The organism is Ancylomarina euxina, assembly GCF_003863355.1.
Taxonomy (GTDB): Bacteria; Bacteroidota; Bacteroidia; order Bacteroidales; family Marinifilaceae; genus Ancylomarina; species Ancylomarina euxinus.
Map to the genome: position 1 here is coordinate 180,773 of NZ_QQWG01000004.1, position 21,249 is coordinate 202,021.

The following is a 21,249-nucleotide window of genomic DNA, read 5'->3' on the forward strand; positions in this document are numbered from 1 at the left end:
CTTTAAAATCGATTTTTCCAGATCGATTCTCACCTTTTTATTAAATAAGGTCTCGATTAGCTTTAATCTATTTTTTACAAATTATGGAATCATCTTAATGGCTTGCTGGTGTTTTACAATTGAGCTAAACTTTCATTTTTTTTGTGAAAGCCCATATCAATTAAGCTTTTTATTAACGTCTCTTGATTTTATGAGATAATGGTGTATCGTTTATAACGAGATTCTATTTGGCATGTATGCCATCCCTCAATTGTATATAACTTTCGAACTGCTGTTACTTTTATAACTTCATTTGCCTCAATTATTATCGATTCTATACTTATTAGGGTATTTACTGAATCTTTCTGAACATCTCTAAGTAATTGTATTGATGTATAATCATTATTAAATAAACAAGTACTCATGTTATAGTATGAATCATAGCTTAAAGCATATGTTGAATAAACTTTATTAGGATCATAAACCTCATCTCTGCGTACCTGGGACGACACCATAGGCCACATCTCCTCAAAATAATGATAGTCATTTTCTAAAATTCTAATGCCTAAGCGAGATTCCGAAAGCATAGGGTTTTCTGAAAGCAAATCAGTAGAAGCTCTTCCATCCATATTTAAATCAACGGCATGCTTAGAAATTGAAGAAATTAATTCATAATTCCCGTTAAACTTTTGGTATAGTTGCTCTAAATTTTCCTTTGATTCTTTCTTATTACAACTAATAAGAAAAATCATACATACTGTCATTAATAATCCTGTTTTCAGAACAGGTTGGTTTTGTAAATTCATTGTTTTATTTTTTCAATTGGTACTAACAGCCTTTCTAAACTTCATCGACAATTAAAACAGATGTTCTATCCACCGGCCAGCGGGTGCAACCTCGATATATTTTATATTATTAAACTCATGTTCAATTTAGTACCATCCGCCCAATAACCTATCTTTATTATGAGGGTTTCGTGCTTTATCATGGCTCTTTTAACTCATTGGTAAATCTTAAAATTGCGTCATAGTCAATCTCGGATATACTCTTCATGACACCTGAAATATTCTTAACCAGGGCTCTTTCAAAAAAATTCATTTTATCTAAATGATATTCATAACCTAATAATGCAGTACTTGTTGCATGTTTTCGAAGATCTTCAGAAAAAGCATTCTCAAATTGCTCAATAGACTTTTCATCTTTTTCCATACAACATAGAAACAATCCCAATGGTTTTGTTAATAGAATGTTTTTGTGAGACTCACAGAGTTTTTTTGTTTTTTTATGCACAGATGCCATATGAACTGAGCCCCCAATTATTATCCTGTCAAAAGTCTCAAAATCCTTAATCTTTTCTTCGTTAAGATTTATCAATTGAGTTTCATTTGGATGAAGCTTATCGGCAATTATCCTTGCTACTTTCTCAGTAGTTCCATGTTTAGATATGTATATGATTCCCGTTTTCATTTCTTTCTGCATGATACTCTATGTTATATTATAATGCGACTTTGCGCCTTAACCAGGCATTTTATTATATTTAAATCAAAAGGAGTAGAATTACAATAAGGATTGAAACGTATCCAATTAGCTTCTTTTTGTTATAATGTTTTCTCCTCTGGGTTTCTATACTTGATATGATAGCATTCCCCACATTAAAACCTGGAAGGGGTAAAAGATTCAAGATCCCCAAAAGAATTAGAGTAAACGCTAAAGACAGGGCTTGACCATGGCTATTGGCAGGATTTGCCATTCTTAAAAAGCCACCAACCTGCTGTATATGTGACGGACTTGGGTTTACAAAAACGATAGCTTGATACCATAGCATTTTAAATCGAGCCAAAACATCAGAAAAATTATAATTTTCATAGGTTATTTTAACACTGTTCGTGTTATTCGTTGATTTCATTATGGGTTTAATAAAATCCATACTCACACTCTTGAGAATATCGCCTTTAGCTTTTGCATCTAAAATGTTGATACTCTCTATCCCATTCACGTCAACACACACCTCTGATTTCCCATACTCCACTAGAATCGTTTCAATAATGTCTGATACTTTGTATACAGCTTTATCATTTATGCTAGCGATTTTCATTCCGTCTTGAAATCCTAATTTCTCCATGACCGAATTAAATTCTAAGCCATAAATGGCATTCTTATTCTCAACAAATCCTTTCTTTGTTGTAAATGTGGAAATAGAAATTAAAACAAAGGCTAAACTTAAGCCTACAAAAAGTCCCGACAGTTTGAATAATGGAATTTTCCAACTGAATTGCTCCCTCAGGATTTCATAATCTTGCTTTAAAATCCACTTTGGGGCTAGTCCAGCCAAGACATATATTAAAATTGCTACTAATATCATTGGTTTATTATTTATAATTCTGCTCTTTCAGAAACCGACTCTCTTTTATTATAGATTTTGCAACGGTTCATAGGTAATTTAATACCTCTCCCCCTTGCTAGCTTGCAAAACGAAGTTCGACGAAATTAATCCTGCAATGCTATAGTCTCTATAGAAAGGCAATACACCCTATCAAAGGAAGCCCAGCGATGTTAATCGCTTACCATCGAGGGCTCTTAATCTAAATTCAGTCCTGTTTTTTTAGTTATATGATTGTACTCAGTTCTTCTTATTTTTTTTGCCTTTTTTATAGTTCTTAATCATCTTACCAAAATCTTTATCTTTTTTACGCCTTTCGGCAACAGTCGATTCAAAGTGCTCTTTTTCACGTTCCATTCTCAAGTAGTTTTCGTAGGACAAGCTATCTATCTCCCCACTTTCGAGGGCTGCCACAAGCACACAGCCGGTTTCAGTTGTATGCGTACAGTCCTTAAACTTGCATCGCTTTGATAAGGCGACTATGGTTTCAAATGTAATTTCTAAGCCACTGGCCGAATCGGCAATTCCAACTTCTCGCATTCCAGGATTATCAATTATAATCCCACCATTTTCCAGGATATGCATCTCCCGATGACTGGTAATATGTCTGCCTCTGTTTGAGCTTTCACTTATGGCAGCTGTCCGCATCAAGTCTTTTCCCAAAAGATGATTCAAGAGGGTCGATTTCCCGACTCCTGATGAGCCCAGCAGACAATAGGTTTTAGCTTTCTCTATAATCTGTTTCAGTTCTTCAATCCCTTTATGAGATTCATTACTGATTGCCAATATGGGCGCTGAATGTACCCGTTCGTGAAGGCTGCTAATCATCTTTGTTAATTCGGCCTCGCTTACCAGGTCTATTTTATTGAGAATGACAATTGGTTTGACCTTTGACGTGTTGCAAATGGTCAAGTATCTTTCTATTCTGTTAATACTAAAATCACGGTCGACAGCCTGTACAATAAAGGCGTAATCAATATTGCTTGCTATAATTTGTTTCTCCCCTTGCTTACCAACGGATTGTCGTTCAATGATGGTCTGTCTTGGAAAAACGGCATGAATAAGCACTTTATCCTCATCGTACTCCGAAATTGCCACCCAATCGCCAACAGCAGGAAAATCAGACCTCTTACTTGCCGAAAAACGCAGGTTTCCAATAATTTCACCATCGTATTCTTTTTCAGTTGTTTTCACAATGTATCTTTCCTTATGCTCGGAAATTACTCTTCCCACACCAAACGAATCAAGATTTTGATCTTTTCGGTAGTTTTCCAATTCTGTATGATAGCCTAAATCTTCAAGTCTCATTTCTTATCTCCTCTTTTAGGGTTGGGCTAAGGCCATATAGGCTTTTAAACCTGCATTGAGCCAAATCGTTTGTTCACATCTTCCTTGCTTTAACTATAATACAGATGAGGAATCTGTTCACCGTATTGTTAATACTTTAAATATCTTAATTTAACTTTCCTATAACGGCTTTGCAAACATGTGGCGACTAAAAAAATACTTTACCACCCACCAGCGAAGTTAATCACGTACCAGCGGGGGGCCTTATTCTTTTAATAAAACCGATTTAAAGCTTCTAACTGTCAAAGCCAACAAAACAATCGTCCCTAAAATTTTAAGCAAACGCCCAAACATTTCACCAGTAGATCTACCAAAGGCAAATGCTGAATTGTAATTGGGATAATTGTCGATTAGTGAATAAATAATTGAGAGAATAAATAGTGCGAACACCACATTTACTAGTCTTGAAATCCTATTGTTTGTTTCTTTTGATCGATTCATGCTTTAAAGTTTTAATATTTTATTTGATTGATTTTTTGCGTATGATGCCTGACTTTCGTGTATATGAAACCTTTGGCAGTTCCCGCCACACAAACACTTAGTTGTTATGGGCGATCTTCCCTTTTCTATTCATCCATATTTTCATCGTAAAACCAAAACCCAAGCCACCTATAAGCCAGATAGGGATTCCTATCAACATACTTTTCTGTGTGACTTGCTCTTGCATCATAAGTGGAAATATAAAAACCATGATCAAGTACATGAATAAGCCCCAGACTAAGCCCATCTTCAACCAATTCCTTGTTGTCATTTTTGGTGTCTCTAGTTCCATATTTAAATTCTTATACCTCTCTGGTTGTCTATCTAACCAGTTCTTCTCTAGAGATTTTCTAAACCAACCCCAAATCGGGAAAGTAATGATCAAAACAATTAATGAGGTCAAATTCCTCTGTACAGGAATTATTTTGGTACACTTATCACAATAGAATCCAAACCAGTTTTTTATAGCTGTCTTGTTTTGAGCAGAATATTTCAATCCTGAATGTCGTTCTCCACAGTGAGGACATGGTATTAATGAACGTTGCATGAAAGGTTTATCCCCTTCCCGCTCAATCAACATCACTTTGGGAATTGTTTGTCCCAAAATCAATTCATTAATCATTAATCCCGGATTAATAATCCAATGTAAAATCACGGGGCTTTTCCAATCCCAAATTTTATATTTTTCCTTATCGTATATCATTCTACTCTCTTTTTGTTTTTTCCTGACTAAATAGATTATGCGAAACAAACAGGCCGACTAATAGCAGGATGGTAATTTTACTCTTCATATTTTATTTGTTGTATTATTCTTCACAATTGTTTGTAATATTTTTGGTATTATTGGGGCAATATCCTTTTCTTTCCAATGCTGACTATAATTTGTAGAAATAGTAGTTTTTATTTTTGGAAAATATGCCACTTGAGTGCCCCAAAATCCTGAGTGTGTATAGCCTTTCATTCCATTAACTTCAATTTGCCAAATCCCCATCCTGTAATCTAGCCCCTGCTTTTTTTTATATTTTACATGAGTGAGCATTGTGTCTAGTGTTGCTTTATTATGGAATATTTTATGCTGAAACAAGCTTTGATAAAAGAGACTTAGATCAGAAGTTGTTGAAAGCAATCCACCGCCTCCATAGTAATCTAACGATGGATGAAAATTGTATGTGTCAGCATTTTCAAGATATTGATGAATTCGTTTTCCTGTATAATCTCCATTAAAATCTTCCATGTATGTATCTTTGATGCCATTTTTTTTAAGTTGTAATTGTTCTAATATGGCATCGCCCATAGATTCACCAGTGATTTTCTCGATGATTTCACCTAAAAGAATGTATCCCGTGTCGGAATAACTGAATTGTTCGCCAATAGCACCGATAGGTTTAGCGTATAATATAAGATCATTTAGTTGTTCGGTTCGTGTCCACTCATGACGTTTTTTCATAAATTCAATCTTGAATTTATACGAATTTGTATGTTCAGCAAGTCCACTAGAATGGGTTAATAAGTGTTTTATAAAAATGTTATCTACATCGTATCCTCCCGTTTTTAAAATATTAATATGCATGTCCGAAATATACTTTGTTATTGGGTCATCAAGATTAAGTCTTTCGTCTTCCCACAATCGCAGAATTGTTGCAGCAACAAATGTTTTGGTTACACTTGCGATACGGAAAGTTTGATTTGGGAGTAATTTCTTTTCTGTCTTCTCTTCTGAAAACCCAGCTGCACCATTCCAACAAATATTTTTAGTCGGAGAAGTTACGTTTACTATAACTCCAGGATTGTTTTCTGATATTTCATCATATAAACATTTCTGAAGCAGGGAGTTGTAATCATCTTGTCTGTTACAGCAACTATAATTCAACAACATTATAATTGAAATAATAAATTGAAATTTCATTGTAAAATAAGTGATTTTCATTTGTATATCGTTTAATGTTATTTTTTTGTATTTATGTTCTTCTAATTATTAATAGCTTTTGTGTTGATTAGTTTTACTGAAACGCAACGGATGTGTAAGATCCATATTGATGTTATTTCTCTAAAATGCCTTTTTCAACACTATCATCAATAAGTTTTTCAGCATAATTCCATAATTCTTTCGAACCATTTTTTATTACTTTTTTCTTTTCGTATACAGTTTGATATTTAACGCCAAATTCTTTCCACGTCCCACCATTATTTGAAGTATTCTGCAATAAAGGTTCAAGTCTATCCATTGATTTTGCAAATTTCGCCTCATTAGAAATACCATCTTCAAATTCAGTCCAAATTTCCATAAATTCGGCAGCCTGCTTCTTGGGTAGAATGCCGAAAATCCGTTTGGCAGATTTCATTTCCTCCTCAGTATTTTCATGATTTTTATTTTGGTCGTAAATAAAGGTGTCACCAGCATCTATTTCGACGATATCATGAATTAAAACCATTTTTATAACTTTTAGCAAATCAATCTTCACATCAGAATATTCGCTTAAAACAATTGCCATCATCGCTAAATGCCAACTATGTTCAGCATCATTTTCATTTCTGTCGCTATCAAACAATTTTGTTCGTCTCTGAATGTATTTGATTTTATCAATTTCTTTAATAAACTCTATTTGCTTTATTAAACTATCGCTTATCATTTTAATTTACGGTTTTATTTATATTGTTGCCAAAGGTGCGTTTGCGCCTGCAACAGGCATATTACGTATGACACATTGTTGGCGGCTCGTGCTTTATTTCTTCTAATTATTATCTGGTTTAACTATTGTAATTCCTTCAAAAAAGTAATCTACAATATATTTATCAAACCAATCGAAGAATGGTAATTCTAGAATAAATACTATTGTTATCGTTCCAATATGGCAGGATAAGAACAGCACTTAATAAGAGTCACTAAATTAAATATTATTCGAACTAAACAGTATATCGAGTGCAAGTAAAACTATAAGTAAGTATAAAATAGAATCACTCTTCGTAATAGAAACCTTAATGTCAAACTTAAAAGTGGCATAAGAACAAACCCCACAGCGCAATGCACTGTGGGGCTTGTTCTTATAATGAAACGACCTACTTTTCTCTCTCTCTAGAAATTTAATTCGTTGTGCGAACAACAATCGTATGGGTACCGCCATAAGTCAGACTACCATCAGCATACCTGGCGTAAGGTCTAAAATGATAATCTGTAGCAGGTGTTAGATTAGTGGCATCTGCAAAATAGCTGGTGGTCGAAACATTCCCTACTAAATTGTCAGCAAGTAAGGTCATCGCATCTGTAAAATCACTATTGAGACTGTATTGTATCCCTAACTCTATTGGCGACTCTTTCTCCACCTCAAGTACTCTAAGTGCAGCGTCAATACTCGTGGCTTCTATAGCGATTGTTTTAGGTGTAATCATTTCCATAGCCATCGATCGGCTTTGACTAGCATCAATCTGAGTGCTGACATGTATTTCGTTACCGTAAAAGAAACTGCCATCGTTCATTTCGAGAAATGCTCTGATAAAATAAGTGCTGTTTCGGTTTAGGTTTTTAAGGGTTGCGCTTACATTTGCAGGACCTACCGCTATGGCTGTATTGCTCGAATTCACCGTAGGTTTCGATGTTGTTCCGTACACAAAGGCACGTCTTACAACATTCCCAAAATCCTTGTTTCCATCATCAAAGGCTCCAGTCAACATGATATCGACTGTCCCATCACGATTAATAAAGTAATCGGTGTCTGCATTTGTAACAAAACTTCTGTCATCTTTTACTACCGCATCCTTACTGGAACAGCTAAAAAAGGCTACTGTGCTGAAAGCAAACAGAACTGCCATCAATAAATTTCTCATTTTCAAAAACTTTCTTTTAATAAACGTTTACAAAACGAATCTTATCTCTTCCTTATGCAGAAAAAATAAGCTTCCTTTTCTAAAATCGCTGCAAGAGTATGAAAAAAGAATGAGCTCACCAATCTTCCCACATACTTTAATAGTTAAAAAAACATAACTAAATACTTAGAAACCAATATAACAAGCCCCACACAACCTAGCATATGGAGCTTGTTGTATAATGAATCTTCAAAAATAATTAACGCTTCCTTAGGATAACTTCGACTACATTTCGGCTTTACTCAACGGGCAGCTCAGTCTCCGTTTAAGTCATCTCAAACTCATAATCACCTCACCAACTTCTATTGATGAGTCGATTTCTAAATTTAAATAACCTCTTAAGATAATGCCTACTCCTGTTCGCTTGCGATTTTACAAACCTCTCCCATTTTACTCATCATGTATTCATGAGATTTTCGGGTATGCGGGATGGTACAATCGGCACAATTTTTAAAACCGTTTGTGTATTTGAAATTCCCACCACATTTATCTTTCAGCATGTATAAGGGGCAGAAACAAAACAGGCAATTAAAATCAGCCTCATTTTCAACTTTATGACAGGGGAAATATTCGCACTTTGTGTTTTGGACAAACTTATAGTTATCAGACATTGTATTCAATTCTTATTGTGTTTTTCATGGTATTGGGTGTAAAAGTAACGTTTTTAAGCCTGTCAAACTTACAGAAGCTAGGGCTTAAATCAGCTCTTTCCCCTATATAAAAACAGTATCATTTAATAATCAAGGCATTCAATCTTAAGTCAAAGCTCTGGTTTTACTTTTTTTAATAAAACACGCCATGTCAGCACCAAAGCAGAAACACTTACAAATGTGCCCCCGACTGAAAGCAGGATAAGCAAGAGTTTTCTCAACCATTCATACTCTGACAAAAAAGGAAAATCAAAGCTGTGAAGTCCATTATATAGCCAACGCCTCCATCGCCTATTAGTATTGTAAGAACGAATGACTTCGCCCGTTAAGGGATGAATATATAGGCTACTTTGATCGGCATCATCAACTTGCAATTGCCACACAGGTATGGGATAATCGCCTGATTCTGCATATGGGTAATAGGCGTTATAAGTATATAATTGATTTAAACTGAAAGAGGTATTTTTAAACAAACGTTTTGTCCAAGTTTCAATCTCCGTTTTTGTGTAAGTCAATTTTCTTTCAAGCTCATTTCCCTTAAGGATATAAACCTCGGGCATTCCATTATGATGACAAAAAACATGAACACAAGCTTTACCCATCACCTTTTTCCAAATAATCCTTTTTACTTGTGTATCCTCATGCAATAACGCCCCAATTTGCTTAGGTGTAATCGCAAGTGAATCGTAACATTCACCCTTCTGATTCCAAAGCTTTCTGGCAGATTGTTTATTGTGAACAGGAGCTATAAACTGGGGAATATTCGAAACAGAAACCAAGCCACTAAGAATAAAGGTGAAGACAAACAAGCCGAATACAAAACCTGTTATATGATGCCATTTGTACCAGAACTTTTTATACACACTGAGGTTCGACCAACTTGCTCTTTTCTTTCTTCTCTTGAGTCGGATAAAACCCAAAATCAGACCTGATAAGCTAGCGAAGACACCCAATAATGATATCCAATACACTAGTCTTAACCAAAAGCCTGTTTTCAAACGAATCGATTTAAAATAAATCCAATGTGGTATGGCACCTAATCGGGCTGCCCATCTCGCATTGCGTGTGGTTTCCTGAACAACAAGCCCATTTACAGCTGAGATATAAAGCTGCGTATGAGCCTCATCATTCATATCGCATTTGTAAATAGGAAGCCATGATTGACAATACGACCATGGCATCCACTGATCCAGCTCCAAACATTTTTCATAGGATAGCAAGTCTGCTCCCGAAAATGAACAAGCCAAGTTTAAAACATCTTCCTCAGAATAGTGATCTATTTTCTTCAAGCTTGTAGCATCATAAATGTTCTCATTGCCTCTCGATTGTCTAAACTCATAAATAACTTTTCCATGTCTTTTTTCTACAACAAGCTGTTCTGATAAATCTGAAGTTGGCGTTCTTAGATGCATTAGCTCCTGACACGTGATGGCTTCCAAATGTGAAAATGCCTTCTCTTTTGATGCATGCGGAAAACTTGCAAATATCATCACAAAGCCAGATAGGAACCACATCACAAACATCAGACTCAGCAAGGAACCTAAGAGACTGTGTAATCGAATAATCAATTGTTTTAAGTAGCGCATATTGTCAAAATCTATATCAGCAATAAGCTAATCCCCACAAGTCATATTGGAAGATTAGCTTATTGGAATTGTTTTCAATCATTAAATTGAATTACAGTTTAAGTCCTACTGTCAACACAAAGTTTCGTTCTTGTCCAGGAACATATTGGTTTGAATAAACCGAGCTTGACTCATATTCCTTATTTAAGATGTTGTTGATCTTTAACTTCACAAAGGTTTTATCAAACATATACCCCAGTGCTGCATCGAACAAGCAATAGCCATCCAGTTCGTATTCATTATTCGAGTCGGTAAACATTTTATCAGAATAGTTGGCACCCAATCCCATATTAAAGCTCTTAAGTGTCCCTTTTTGAACCTGATAGAAGGCCCAGGCATAAACCTGATTTCTGGGATTAAACGTCAGGTCATTACCAGCTGTAGAATTGATGTAATCATTGGCTGAAAACTGACGGTACTTAGCAATATTAAAGCCGTAGCCAGTTGTTATGCTCAATCCTTCTGTTGGACGAAGAAGGGCCTCAATATCGAATCCTTTTGAATCGACCATTCCAATTTGCCCGTATACGCGGCGACCATCATCGGTTTTGCCTAGAGATTGTACGATGTTATTCTTCTTGATATAATAGGCACTGGCGTTTAGATTCAAAAACGACTTGTAATCGTATTTGATACCCGCCTCAAACTGGTAACCATTTTCTGGCTCATAAACTTCTTTTCCATCTTCGGGGAAGAATTCCTTACCGTCCTTATTCAAGTAAACGTAATTGGCATTAAAGCTAGAACGCTTTGGCTTGAAAAAACTTGAATATGAAGCATAAACAGAAAGAGATTCAATAGGCTGATACACTCCACCTAAACGATATGAAAAGGACTTATTCACCATGCTCGTCTCTTCTGATTTATCGGTTAAATGACGCCCAAGATCAACCTTTGCCGATCGCATGTTTACTTTAAAATGATCGAATCGTAAACCTGCCAGAAACTTCACTTTCTCTGAAACTTCAATTAAATCCTGGAAATAGAAACCATTCACATATTCCCTGTAAAGGCTCGCTCCTGAAAAGCTTGTGCTTAAGTTCCCTTGATTTAGTGTTGGATTCTCTACAGCCACTTTTGCAAACAGACCATCTCCCTTCACATCAACACCTACGTTATAGCCCTTAAAGCAAGTTCTATCAAGATACATAAAGTAATAGCCAGCAGTGTATTTATGCTTGATCACACCTGTTTTGAAGCTTGAACTGTAGTCGATATCGTTTTGATAAGTCTGCGTTTCATGAGAAAAACGCAAGGGGAAGGTGCGTTGAATGGTATCTAAAGAGATAAACATCTTTTCACTTCCTTTCATATAGTAATTGGCATAAATATCCGATATTGATGTCAGATAAGACAATTCCTCTGTTGAAAAATAATCAATTAAATCGTCAGAATAAGTCGAATGAAACTGCAGCTTCGATTCATCGTTAAACTCATGTGTATATTTCACTGAAGCATTCACGTTCTCATGCTTAAGAAAATCTTCAGGATCGTTATATCGCTGTTTTCTATCGAAATTCTCTGGTAAATCACCCTTCTGATAAACAAGCTTATCATCGGCATCGTAAATATCGTATTTAACTGATGGCAAACCCGTTTCTGTCCCATAAAAATCGTCATTGGCGCCCATACGGAATTCCAATTTATTTTTATCGTCAATTTCATAATCCAGAGCTAGGTAAGCATTGGCTGTTTTATTACCATTATCACGCCAACCTTCCTGACTTGATAAGCTCGCATCGAAACGGTAGCTTAACTTATCTGTAATACGATTACCCAAACCTAAAGTCATACGTTTGGCTTCCCAACTACCATATGAGGCTGTGAAATTACCTCTAAAATATTTAGTTGGTTGTTTTCTAACAACATTCAAAATCCCACCTACTGCTGAGTGACCATAAAGAACGGAAGCAGGACCTTTCACAAATTCGATGCGCTCTACAGCAGCTAAAGAGGTCAAAGGTGCACTATTAGAAAGGTTCATCCGCTCATCGCGAGCTCCGTCGAGCATGATAACCGGTGCTCCAAAGCCACGCATACTAAAGGTTTGAAATCCACCATAGTTCATTTTTGGTTTAATCCCTGTCGCATATTTCAGAGCATCGTTCACATTGTTCACTTGTAGCTGATCCAATAAGTCCCGATCAACACTGGATGTTGTTAATGGTATATCTTTCAATGGAGCAGCTAGTTTCAAAGAACTTTCGGCCTGTCGAATTCTTTGAGCAGAAACATTGGTTCCTTTTAAAAGGGTTTGCTGATTCTCCATTTCGAAAATCAGCCTCGGCATATCTCTGCTGATTTTAACTATTTTATTGATTTTAGTATAACCTGAATAAGAAACACTGATCTCATATTCACCTACTTTCAAATTTGTAATAGAGAATTCTCCATTTTGGTTTGTAGCTGCACCCAAGTTTGTGCCGTCAATATAAACATTGGCTCCTATTAGAGGTTGTGGGGATCCCTGTTCTTTTACCAGACCCGAAATTGTCAGACTTTGTGCTAGTAGTGATTGAGAGACTAACATAAATAGACCAAACAGGACATAATTCATTCTTTGCATGATTCATTAATTTTAAAATTCTAAAAAAAAAATGACATCTTGCTTTCCTATTCTTTCTTTTGTGAAAAAATCAAAAAATAAATACTGAACACGCGCGTAAGTTCAATACATATACTTCGTTTCCCGGAAGCAAAATGTTTTAAGTTACGATTTGGCAGGTCTCCTGACTTATCTCAATTTTTACAGCCTTCCCCCCATCTCTGAGAGTGGCTTGTGGTGTAAAAATTATGCTTTGCAATTGCAAAACGAGATTTACAGTAGCGGGTACTGTTCCGGATTCTCACCGGATTCCCTTTTCATTCCCTCAAGCGAATGCCTGAGTAGAACACCTAAATCGTTGCAAATATAAAAGCTTTATTTTTTCAATTCCGAGTTCTTTATCAATATAATTTCGTGTTATCTAACATCTATCGTTTTTTAAGTGAAATCGTATATATAAGTGAAATAAAACTTTAATAAAGTTCCACGATTTCCATACCATTATCTCAAAACATGCGTTCTATAAAAGAATCCCTTGCCTCACCTAAGCTTAGTTTGGCAGGGCGTTTATAATTCAAAACAAATTTCATTTATATCGGTCGCAGCATGAGCAAGTTTTTCACTCTCCTTCTCCTTTCAGTCCCTATTCTCCTAATTTCTTGTGGCGGTACAGGCTATCATGAAGATATGAGTATTGAGGAATCTCCAGAGGCGAAAACACTCAATGAGATCAACCGAAAGGATGCCTTCGATTATCTGAATGCGGTTAGAAATAAACCAGCAAGTTTCAGTGATGAACTAGGGATTGATTTATCAGGGGTTGTGACGCGTAATCAATTAATTTGGAGTGCAGAACTAGCGAAGGCTGCCTACGATAAAGCTAAGGATATGGCTGAGCGCAACTATTTTGCCCATGTCGATCCGGATGGTTATGGCATGAATTATAAGATAAATGCAGCGGGTTTTGATCTAGCCGACTATCTGATGCCGTCAAAATCAGCTAATCATTTCGAATCGATAGCCGCTGGCACCAATCGAAATACAGGGGAAATCATGATACAGCAATTGATTATTGATAAGGGAATTCCTAGCCTGGGACACAGAAAACACCTACTTGGCATGACCTGTTTTTGGGCAGATGCAGAATACTGTGGCATCGGATTTTATAAAAAACCAGGCTCAACATACACCCATTATATTTGTGTCATGATAGCCAAGCATAAGTAAGTTGGACTTGCAAGAAAAGATTCTGGACTTGCATGCAAAAGATTCTCCTCCTTTGTAAGGGGGGAGTTACGTAAGATAAAAAGAAGCTGAGCCCAGACCTTATTCAATCCGACTTGAGGATACCGATCGAAATTCAATCTCCTTATATATAGCTCTCAATTTTCTACAACCAATTACAAACAAGGGGAATAGCCCCAGCGGGACAATCAATAAAGGCGTAAAACCTGAGGTAAAGTACATAAATGAAGTCAACACGATTAATGCACTTAAAAGCATAGCGAATGCTGTAAGTAAAGAGATATAAATTCTCTTCTTATGCTTGAGTCTTTCCGAACTCAAAATAGATAGCTTATCTTGTTTCACGCGATTGAGTTTTATTATATTCCCAAATAAATTAGGAATAAGGGACTTGAATGAGTTCTTAATTATTTTTTCAAAAACATGACAAATAGATTTATTTCATATTCTCATATGACAACCTAAATTACATTTTTTTTAAAGCAAAAAATAAATTTAATTATTGTAAAATGATAAGCCAGACTAAAATAGAATGCATCTACATAATAATGAACACAAGCATCACGGACATTAAAAAAAGGTGTGGACTCCCCCACACCTTTAACATGCTCAAACTAGGCCAATCTCACCAAGAATAAACTAATTTAGAGCAAATTTACTAAGCCTATATCTAAACGCTCTTAAACCAACACAAGCTTATAGCTTTTCTGCCATTAGTTCTTTCTTTAGCTTAACAACAGACTCATTATTCAGCATCGAAACAATAATTGCCACGGCCACTCCTGCATTGTGTGCACCGGAAACGTTCTGTGCATAAACCTTAGGATTTACATCTGTAGCAAATTGAGTAAAACGATCGACTTCACCACTTACAAATAGGAAGGGAGGATTCTGATTGTTAAGATGATTTTTCGCAGCTTTATAAATCAAACAATGGGTTGTTTCCATGGAAACCCCGTTTTCATTATTGGGGTAGTGAGCTTTAAATGCAGACCCCGTTTCCCCGTCCTTTTGAGCATATTGGGTATAATCAGTCACATTCACATCTCCCAAGGCAATAAAATTTTTATCGACATAAATCTGCTGACTATTCGTTGATGGATTGGTTGGTGGACAAAGCATCAATTGGTTATAAGGGCTAAAATCTACGATCTTAAGTTGTTCAATAAAACTTGTCGATCCCGATTCGAGAATCTCATCCCAAGAGTCGGTATTATAATGACTTTTCGAATTAGCATCTCCACCATTATGCATAAACACCTTGCTACCTATCACCACCGAACCATTGATGTTATCCGATTGAAATATGGAACTAGCCGTAACGCCCGGGCCCGAAGATGCCGTACCCACCGCTATAACCAATTCAATCTCTTTTTGAAGATCGTACTCAAAAATAATTGGTAACAGTCTCATTTTCTCCTCTGAACTCGACTGCAAGTCCTCAGGACTCCCACTCAACAAGTCAGATATGCACCAAACCTCTATCGTTTTATCTTCAGCATCAATAGTCAATCTTGGTAAACTTGCCTCAGCACATACCGTCTTTACGGGTCCGTAGGATGGATAAGTTAAGCAAGTCAGTATCGCATTTAACTCGATACCACATTGTTCATTGATATATTTATTAGTCAGTACCCAACAAACTGGATCGCATTCCCAATACTTATTAACCACAATAATTACTCTTGTTTTTTTATACATCACATCTTAACTTTAAATGGTAAATAATTTACATCATCATACTTGTCTCTAATCTGTTCTATATATGAACTTGATTGTCTGCTCAATTTCGCAGGACTATTTTTATATTCGATATAAGAAACCAAACAACCATTATCGCTCATATCAAACACACCTATTAGTAATGTGACATCTTCTTCTTTCTGTTCATTACAATAAACCGATAGAACCTCATCCTTTGAGTCAAAGACGAATAGCTCTTCCAAATACGAATATAGATCTTCTGAATAGATGCCAGGAACACCAATAAAAACATTGATTAACTTTTCATTTGAATCAAAAAGATAAATCAGGTTGATAGATTGATCAGAAATGAATAACGTCTCCCCTAAAATTTAGGGGAGACTAAAAGATAGCCAGGGGCAAGCCCCAAGGAATTCTATTATTAAATATTCTGAGGAATGAATTCAGGTTCCAAAACGATATCCAGTCTATCCGTTTCCCCGTAATTGTGAACCAGGGTTATCCTTTGACTTTTATAATTTACGGCACGAAACTCTACAGGATAGGTTCCTGCTTCGAGACTTGGAATACGGAAACCACCCTTGTCTCCTCTGATAATATGATCGATTTCGGCCTGAGGAATCAACACCTGAGCATTGGCGATGGGTTTATTGGTTCTTTTATCCTTAACCGATCCGATAAGGGCAAGTTTCCTACTTGCTGCACGCTCACGCCTAACAGCCTGTTGATAGGCCGAATAGAGTGTTGGGTCCGATAACTTGAAGAAACTTTCCATCAATTTGTTTAATCGGTCTATTTGCAGACTATCAATTTCTTTAGCCTTTTTAATTATGGCTTTGGTTGCCTCCTCACGCTTCTTTATCATTTCCTGAGGCAATGGCATATAGGTTTGCATTTCACGAACGGCATCTTTCAGGCTGGTTAACATGGCCTCAGTAATTCCGGCAGCTGCTAATTCTTGGCTATGCTTATCGCAATACGTCACTGTTTTTTCAGCATAATTCAACAATCCGCTGAACGACATACTAAGAAGCTTCCCTTCTGTCGATTTGAAGTTTTCAATATCATCCATCTTATTGTTCTGCAAACAATCATTATAAAACAAGTTCAGAATGTTAATTAAACTATCGGCCAAATTCTCTTTCTTTTGCCTTTTAGCTATAGCATATCCCCCATAATTGATACTCTGTACAGCAATAGCCTCGTTAAATTCGATACCTTTAGCAAGTATCTTTTGAATCAACGCCCAAAGAAGAGGATTGCTTTCTAGCTTTTCTCTATTCGCTGTTACAAAATCGTTAAATTGAAACAGCATGTTTTGAGTAGGTAAATACTTTTTGTTCATCACTTCAATTTTTAAAGATTAATATAATACAAAGCCAATGCGATAATGCTAATGGCAAACTCATATGAAACGAGAAACCAAACATTCAACACCTCTAAAGACCCTCAAGCCAGCAAGGCCTACCTATTTAGAATCGTATGGCAACCAAACAAAGTGTTATTCTCTGTATGAAAATTCTTCCTCTCCGTATGTCGATTGAAATTCTCTGTATGAAAATTCTTCCTCTCTGCATGCCGATGGAAATTCTCCGTCTGAAAATTATTCGTCTCTGCATGCCGATGGAAATTCTCTGTATGAAAATTATTCGTCTCCGTATGTCGATTGAAATTCTCTTTATAAAAATCCTTCGTCTCTCTTAGTCGGCAATAATTCTTTGTAAGAAAAGTTGTTGTCTATGTTTAAAATTTCAGTTTCAAATTATTACTTAATAAAATGAATGAAGAAATAAGGGGAGTCTTAGTTCTACTTTTTGGTGGGTTTGTTAAAATTAAATGATACTCACTCTAAAAAATTAATTTTAAAAGCTCTTCCGGAAAAAGCTTTAAGAGAACTAACAGTCTCACTGGATCAAACTTATGATACAAATGGCTTTACAGACTGTGGAACGTTTTCTATAATAAAGTTATGGAATAATTTCTTTAAATTCCAAACCTAAAATTCATTCATCAGAAAAAGAAGTGGATTCGTCAGGTAAAAACAGCGACTCAAGAAAGCCCAAACTGCCCGTTTTTATTAGCATTCTAAAACAAGCAACAAAGTATTATTTTTTTGTAAAATATTTTAATCCTAATCTTTTTCCCTAAACAACAGACATTCAGTTAGCTATTCGAAAACGAAGAAATCTTATTGTTTTATAGTCTTCATTTCTAAAGACAGCCAAATAACTGAATCTGATGAAAAGGCATCAAAAAGCCCAAAGCTTGATGAGCTTTGGGTTATTTTTTTAGTTTCAATTTTGAGCAAACCAATTTTAATTGGCTTGCTGGTGTTTCTTAATTGAATTAAACTTTCGAATTACTTATCAGCGCCCATGAAATTTAACTTCTGTACAGGGCGTTTTTATTGTTGCAATAGCATTTATTCAAAAATCGCAACAACTCTAGCTGGAGCAGCTGAAGCTCCCACAATCTTAAGAGGAAAAACAGCAACTTTAAAACCTTCATATGGAAGACTTCCCAAATTTACAAGCTGTTCCATATGACAATATTCTTTTCTTTGTCCAAGTACGTGAGCTTCCCAAAATAATTCTGAATTATTTGTTTCTTTAGCTTTGTTTATCATATATCTCAATGGCAAATCCCAACCCCAAGAGTCGATTCCCATTACTTTAATCCCTTGATCAATTAACCATTCTGTTGCATCTGCACTCATTCCCGTCCCTTTATCAGGGAAATCTTTTGTCCCATTATAAATGTCTCTGCCTGTATTGATCAAAACAATCATACCTTCCTTAATAGATAAGCATTCTTTTTTAAGAAAATCTTGAATGTCTTTGACAGTTATTGCGTCGAAATCTTCTTTATGCCTCATATCAATAACAAGGCCATCTCCATAACACCAATCTAATGGAATTTCATCAACGGTCTTTGCACGTTCTCCATTTACTGTTGGAGAATAATGCCAAGGAGCATCAATATGAGTTGTAGCATGTACCCCCATATGTTTTATTGTATCATCTGCCCAACCGTTAAAACCTTTTGGGAACAATCTTTTAGGTAAGCCCAAAAAACGTAATAATAAACTTGCTTTTTTATGTGCTTTATATTTGATCCGAACCTTCATAAACCAAGGGTCGGATCTATTAAATTGAATTGGTTTTGATAAATCTACTATTTTCATTATTAATTATATGTTTGTTAAGGCATCCTTTACACAAGTTAAAGATTAGACTTTACACTAAAAGAAGCAAGCCGCATAAATTCGTTTATATTTTTAAGCAAACCAATTTTAGTAGCTTTCTGGTGTCTCTTATATGAACTAACTCTCGTGCAATTCCCCTGACAATGAAATTTAGCTTTTGTGCAACAGGCACTTTTGTTAGGCACCGTAGTTTTACTGGCTTATTAGATATGATATTAGTGAAATAATAATTCCTATTACACCTATACCAATCAATCCACTTTTCGTAGCCTGAGGTGAGTTTTCATTTTTCACCTGATATTTAATTAAAAGCGATAAGAATTCCTCATCAGTTAAATTATTCATCGGCGTACTATTTCTAAATTTCTTTTCTTGGGTTGTTATAAAAACAAACATTGAAGCAAATGTAAATGGAACACCAATGGCTATGAAATATGGAAAAGTAAATTTAACCTGCAGGAAAATCCAAAAGCTTAATGACACTATTAATATTAGAAGCATCGATAAAATATTAATCCTTTTATAGATCTTTATATTATCTATTATTTCTGGCGAATTTGAAGAATTTAGACTTTTTATTACATCATTGTCTAGCTTCTCGCTTTTATTACCGATTTTTCTTCCCCAATACGTCTCAATTAAGCGTTCTAACTTCCTGTAAGAAAACTGATAGTCATATATTTTTTTTGAGATTGTTCTATTCCCATATTCAACTCTCAAGTATGGTATATTATTAGCATTCTTTCCACTTCCAACAGTTTTACTGTCAACGAAAATATACTTAATATGTTCCCAGTCTATTTGGATGTCATCATCACAAAACTTGATACCCTCCTTTGAAACGATGATTTTGGGTTCTCTGTCTTTTAGACGTTGATTTGTTTTGTAAATAGTATAAGTGAACCAGACTAAGTTTGATATTGTCAGAAATGTTATTTCAAATCTAAAATAAATAGTTGCTCCCGTAAAGATTACCAAAATTAGCAGTTCTGAATAATCAATAATTGGTTTGCGAAGTATCAGTTTCTCTGTCATCTATGTTTTTATTCTGTGGATCAGCTATGGTGCCTAACGGTCTTGCAAGTTTTCGCGGGCGATTAAAAGAACCTCCCCTTTCAAACCGCGAGGAAGCAAGCCGCATAAATTCGTTTATATTTTTAAGCAAACCAATTTTAGTAGCTTGCTTGTGTTTCTTAATTGTACTAAACCTTCAAACGACTCATCAGCTCCCATGAAATTTAGTTTTTGTTGTGTGGTCGTACTTTAATCAATTTATCAAATAGTTCAGTTTTTGTTATGAAAATTTCCCTGTCTAGTATTTTACCCTTCTTTTCAATTTTAACCAAACCAAAATAACAAAGAAACCTTTCAAACATTCTTATTGAATAACAGTTTCCAGCATAATTTTCAACAGTTCCATAAGTCGGCGTAATTGATTCCAGAAATTGAGGGAAAGCTTTAAGGTATTTCTCGGCATAAAAAGAGTCTAACCGTTTTTGCATTCCATATTTTGATATTAGCAACAATGAAAAACCATAGCCGAGCTGTCCTAGTTGTTCGTCTTCGTAATTGTCGTAATAAGCCCAACTAAACTTTTGTGTCATTGTTTTAAAAACCAATTCAAATAATTTCTGATTGTCGGATGCAATTTTTCCTCCTGCTTTTGTCAGGCTTAATTTACCGTTTCTTTTTTTAGTCAGACCAGCTAATTCAACTAACAGTCGAGTCAGATTAATAGTTAATGAATCACTTTCCTTATATAATTTAGAAATTCCTGATGAAAATTGATATTCCTCTATGAATCCTTCATTATAAATTTCGTGAACAATCTTAGTCGGTAAAAATCCTTTCGAAGTCAACTTGATTTCACCAGATTCTCTCACTAAATTCAAAAAGTATTTAACCTGATTAAGTATTGGAATATTAAGATACTCTTCTTTAGTAAGTTTTTGGATACTTATAGGACTGTCGGGCTCAAAAGTAAAATGCAAAAGGTTATGCATTTCAATCGGAGAATATCCTTCAAATTCAGGGATAGACCGATTGTTCTGCTTGCTCATTATTTGATCAATTTGTTTTTGTATGCTTTTAAAGTCCATTCAGTTTTTTGTTTTGTATGCCACACAACGGTAAATTGTATGAGTAGTGGCAGATTGCGTGGCACTTTCCTGTCAAGCTACAAGAAAGTTAAAACGAGCTATAAGCTTTGAATTTACTCCCAAGACAGC

At 35.5% G+C, this 21,249-nt stretch carries 19 protein-coding genes and 1 riboswitch; of the genes, 1 reads left to right on the top strand and 18 read right to left on the bottom strand.

Annotation, left to right across the window (positions count from 1 at the left end):
* Positions 1-188: 188 nt before the first annotated feature.
* The 12 genes from DWB61_RS06030 to DWB61_RS06085 form a co-directional block, all read right to left on the bottom strand.
* Entirely contained in the window at positions 189-731 is a 543-nt protein-coding gene (locus DWB61_RS06030; RefSeq protein WP_125029999.1) for a hypothetical protein, read from the bottom strand.
* A gap of 232 nt (positions 732-963) precedes the next feature.
* The gene (locus tag DWB61_RS06035) at positions 964-1,458 is read right to left on the bottom strand and encodes a flavodoxin domain-containing protein (RefSeq protein WP_125030000.1); all 495 of its coding nucleotides are present in this window, start codon (positions 1,456-1,458) and stop codon (positions 964-966) included.
* 58 nt (positions 1,459-1,516) lie between these two features.
* Positions 1,517-2,341, bottom strand: a complete 825-nt coding sequence (locus DWB61_RS06040; protein WP_125030001.1) for a site-2 protease family protein — start codon at positions 2,339-2,341, stop codon at positions 1,517-1,519.
* A 258-nt stretch (positions 2,342-2,599) separates the two neighbouring features.
* Entirely contained in the window at positions 2,600-3,667 is a 1,068-nt protein-coding gene (gene rsgA, locus DWB61_RS06045) for a ribosome small subunit-dependent GTPase A (protein WP_125030002.1), read from the bottom strand.
* 243 nt (positions 3,668-3,910) lie between these two features.
* Entirely contained in the window at positions 3,911-4,147 is a 237-nt protein-coding gene (locus tag DWB61_RS06050; protein WP_125030003.1) for a hypothetical protein, read from the bottom strand.
* Positions 4,148-4,244: 97 nt separating this feature from the next.
* A complete protein-coding gene (locus DWB61_RS06055; RefSeq protein WP_125030004.1) occupies positions 4,245-4,889 on the bottom strand; it encodes a hypothetical protein in 645 nt (214 codons plus the stop codon).
* An 84-nt stretch (positions 4,890-4,973) separates the two neighbouring features.
* The gene (locus tag DWB61_RS06060) at positions 4,974-6,113 is read right to left on the bottom strand and encodes a serine hydrolase domain-containing protein (RefSeq protein ID WP_125030005.1); all 1,140 of its coding nucleotides are present in this window, start codon (positions 6,111-6,113) and stop codon (positions 4,974-4,976) included.
* A 112-nt stretch (positions 6,114-6,225) separates the two neighbouring features.
* The gene (locus tag DWB61_RS06065) at positions 6,226-6,816 is read right to left on the bottom strand and encodes an HD domain-containing protein (RefSeq protein WP_125030006.1); all 591 of its coding nucleotides are present in this window, start codon (positions 6,814-6,816) and stop codon (positions 6,226-6,228) included.
* A 451-nt stretch (positions 6,817-7,267) separates the two neighbouring features.
* Complete coding sequence (locus DWB61_RS06070; RefSeq protein ID WP_125030007.1) at positions 7,268-8,008, bottom strand: hypothetical protein; 741 nt, start codon at positions 8,006-8,008, stop codon at positions 7,268-7,270.
* Positions 8,009-8,397: 389 nt separating this feature from the next.
* Entirely contained in the window at positions 8,398-8,658 is a 261-nt protein-coding gene (locus tag DWB61_RS06075) for a cysteine-rich small domain-containing protein (protein WP_125030008.1), read from the bottom strand.
* A 149-nt stretch (positions 8,659-8,807) separates the two neighbouring features.
* The gene (locus DWB61_RS06080) at positions 8,808-10,283 is read right to left on the bottom strand and encodes a PepSY domain-containing protein (protein WP_125030009.1); all 1,476 of its coding nucleotides are present in this window, start codon (positions 10,281-10,283) and stop codon (positions 8,808-8,810) included.
* Positions 10,284-10,374: 91 nt separating this feature from the next.
* Entirely contained in the window at positions 10,375-12,888 is a 2,514-nt protein-coding gene (locus tag DWB61_RS06085) for a TonB-dependent receptor (RefSeq protein ID WP_125030010.1), read from the bottom strand.
* Positions 12,889-13,024: 136 nt separating this feature from the next.
* A riboswitch (cobalamin riboswitch) is annotated at positions 13,025-13,237 on the bottom strand.
* 236 nt (positions 13,238-13,473) lie between these two features.
* Between DWB61_RS06085 and DWB61_RS06090 the strand changes: the two genes are divergently transcribed.
* On the top strand, positions 13,474-14,094 hold the full coding sequence (locus DWB61_RS06090; RefSeq protein ID WP_125030011.1) for a CAP domain-containing protein: 621 nt from the start codon (positions 13,474-13,476) through the stop codon (positions 14,092-14,094).
* Between the two features lie 714 nt (positions 14,095-14,808).
* Here the strand turns inward: DWB61_RS06090 and DWB61_RS06095 are convergent.
* The 6 genes from DWB61_RS06095 to DWB61_RS06120 form a co-directional block, all read right to left on the bottom strand.
* Complete coding sequence (locus tag DWB61_RS06095) at positions 14,809-15,813, bottom strand: hypothetical protein (protein ID WP_125030012.1); 1,005 nt, start codon at positions 15,811-15,813, stop codon at positions 14,809-14,811.
* Complete coding sequence (locus DWB61_RS06100) at positions 15,813-16,058, bottom strand: hypothetical protein (protein WP_125030013.1); 246 nt, start codon at positions 16,056-16,058, stop codon at positions 15,813-15,815. The genes DWB61_RS06095 and DWB61_RS06100 overlap by 1 nt, the downstream gene beginning before the upstream one ends.
* A 179-nt stretch (positions 16,059-16,237) precedes the next feature.
* On the bottom strand, positions 16,238-17,161 hold the full coding sequence (locus DWB61_RS06105; protein ID WP_125030014.1) for a carboxypeptidase-like regulatory domain-containing protein: 924 nt from the start codon (positions 17,159-17,161) through the stop codon (positions 16,238-16,240).
* Between the two features lie 1,077 nt (positions 17,162-18,238).
* Complete coding sequence (locus DWB61_RS06110) at positions 18,239-19,000, bottom strand: cyclase family protein (RefSeq protein ID WP_125030015.1); 762 nt, start codon at positions 18,998-19,000, stop codon at positions 18,239-18,241.
* Positions 19,001-19,213: 213 nt separating this feature from the next.
* Positions 19,214-20,056 (bottom strand): hypothetical protein, encoded by an 843-nt coding sequence (locus tag DWB61_RS06115; RefSeq protein ID WP_125030016.1) that lies wholly within the window; start codon positions 20,054-20,056, stop codon positions 19,214-19,216.
* Between the two features lie 203 nt (positions 20,057-20,259).
* Positions 20,260-21,081: a hypothetical protein gene (locus DWB61_RS06120; RefSeq protein WP_125030017.1), complete on the bottom strand. Its 822-nt coding sequence runs from the start codon at positions 21,079-21,081 to the stop codon at positions 20,260-20,262.
* Positions 21,082-21,249 lie beyond the last annotated feature (168 nt).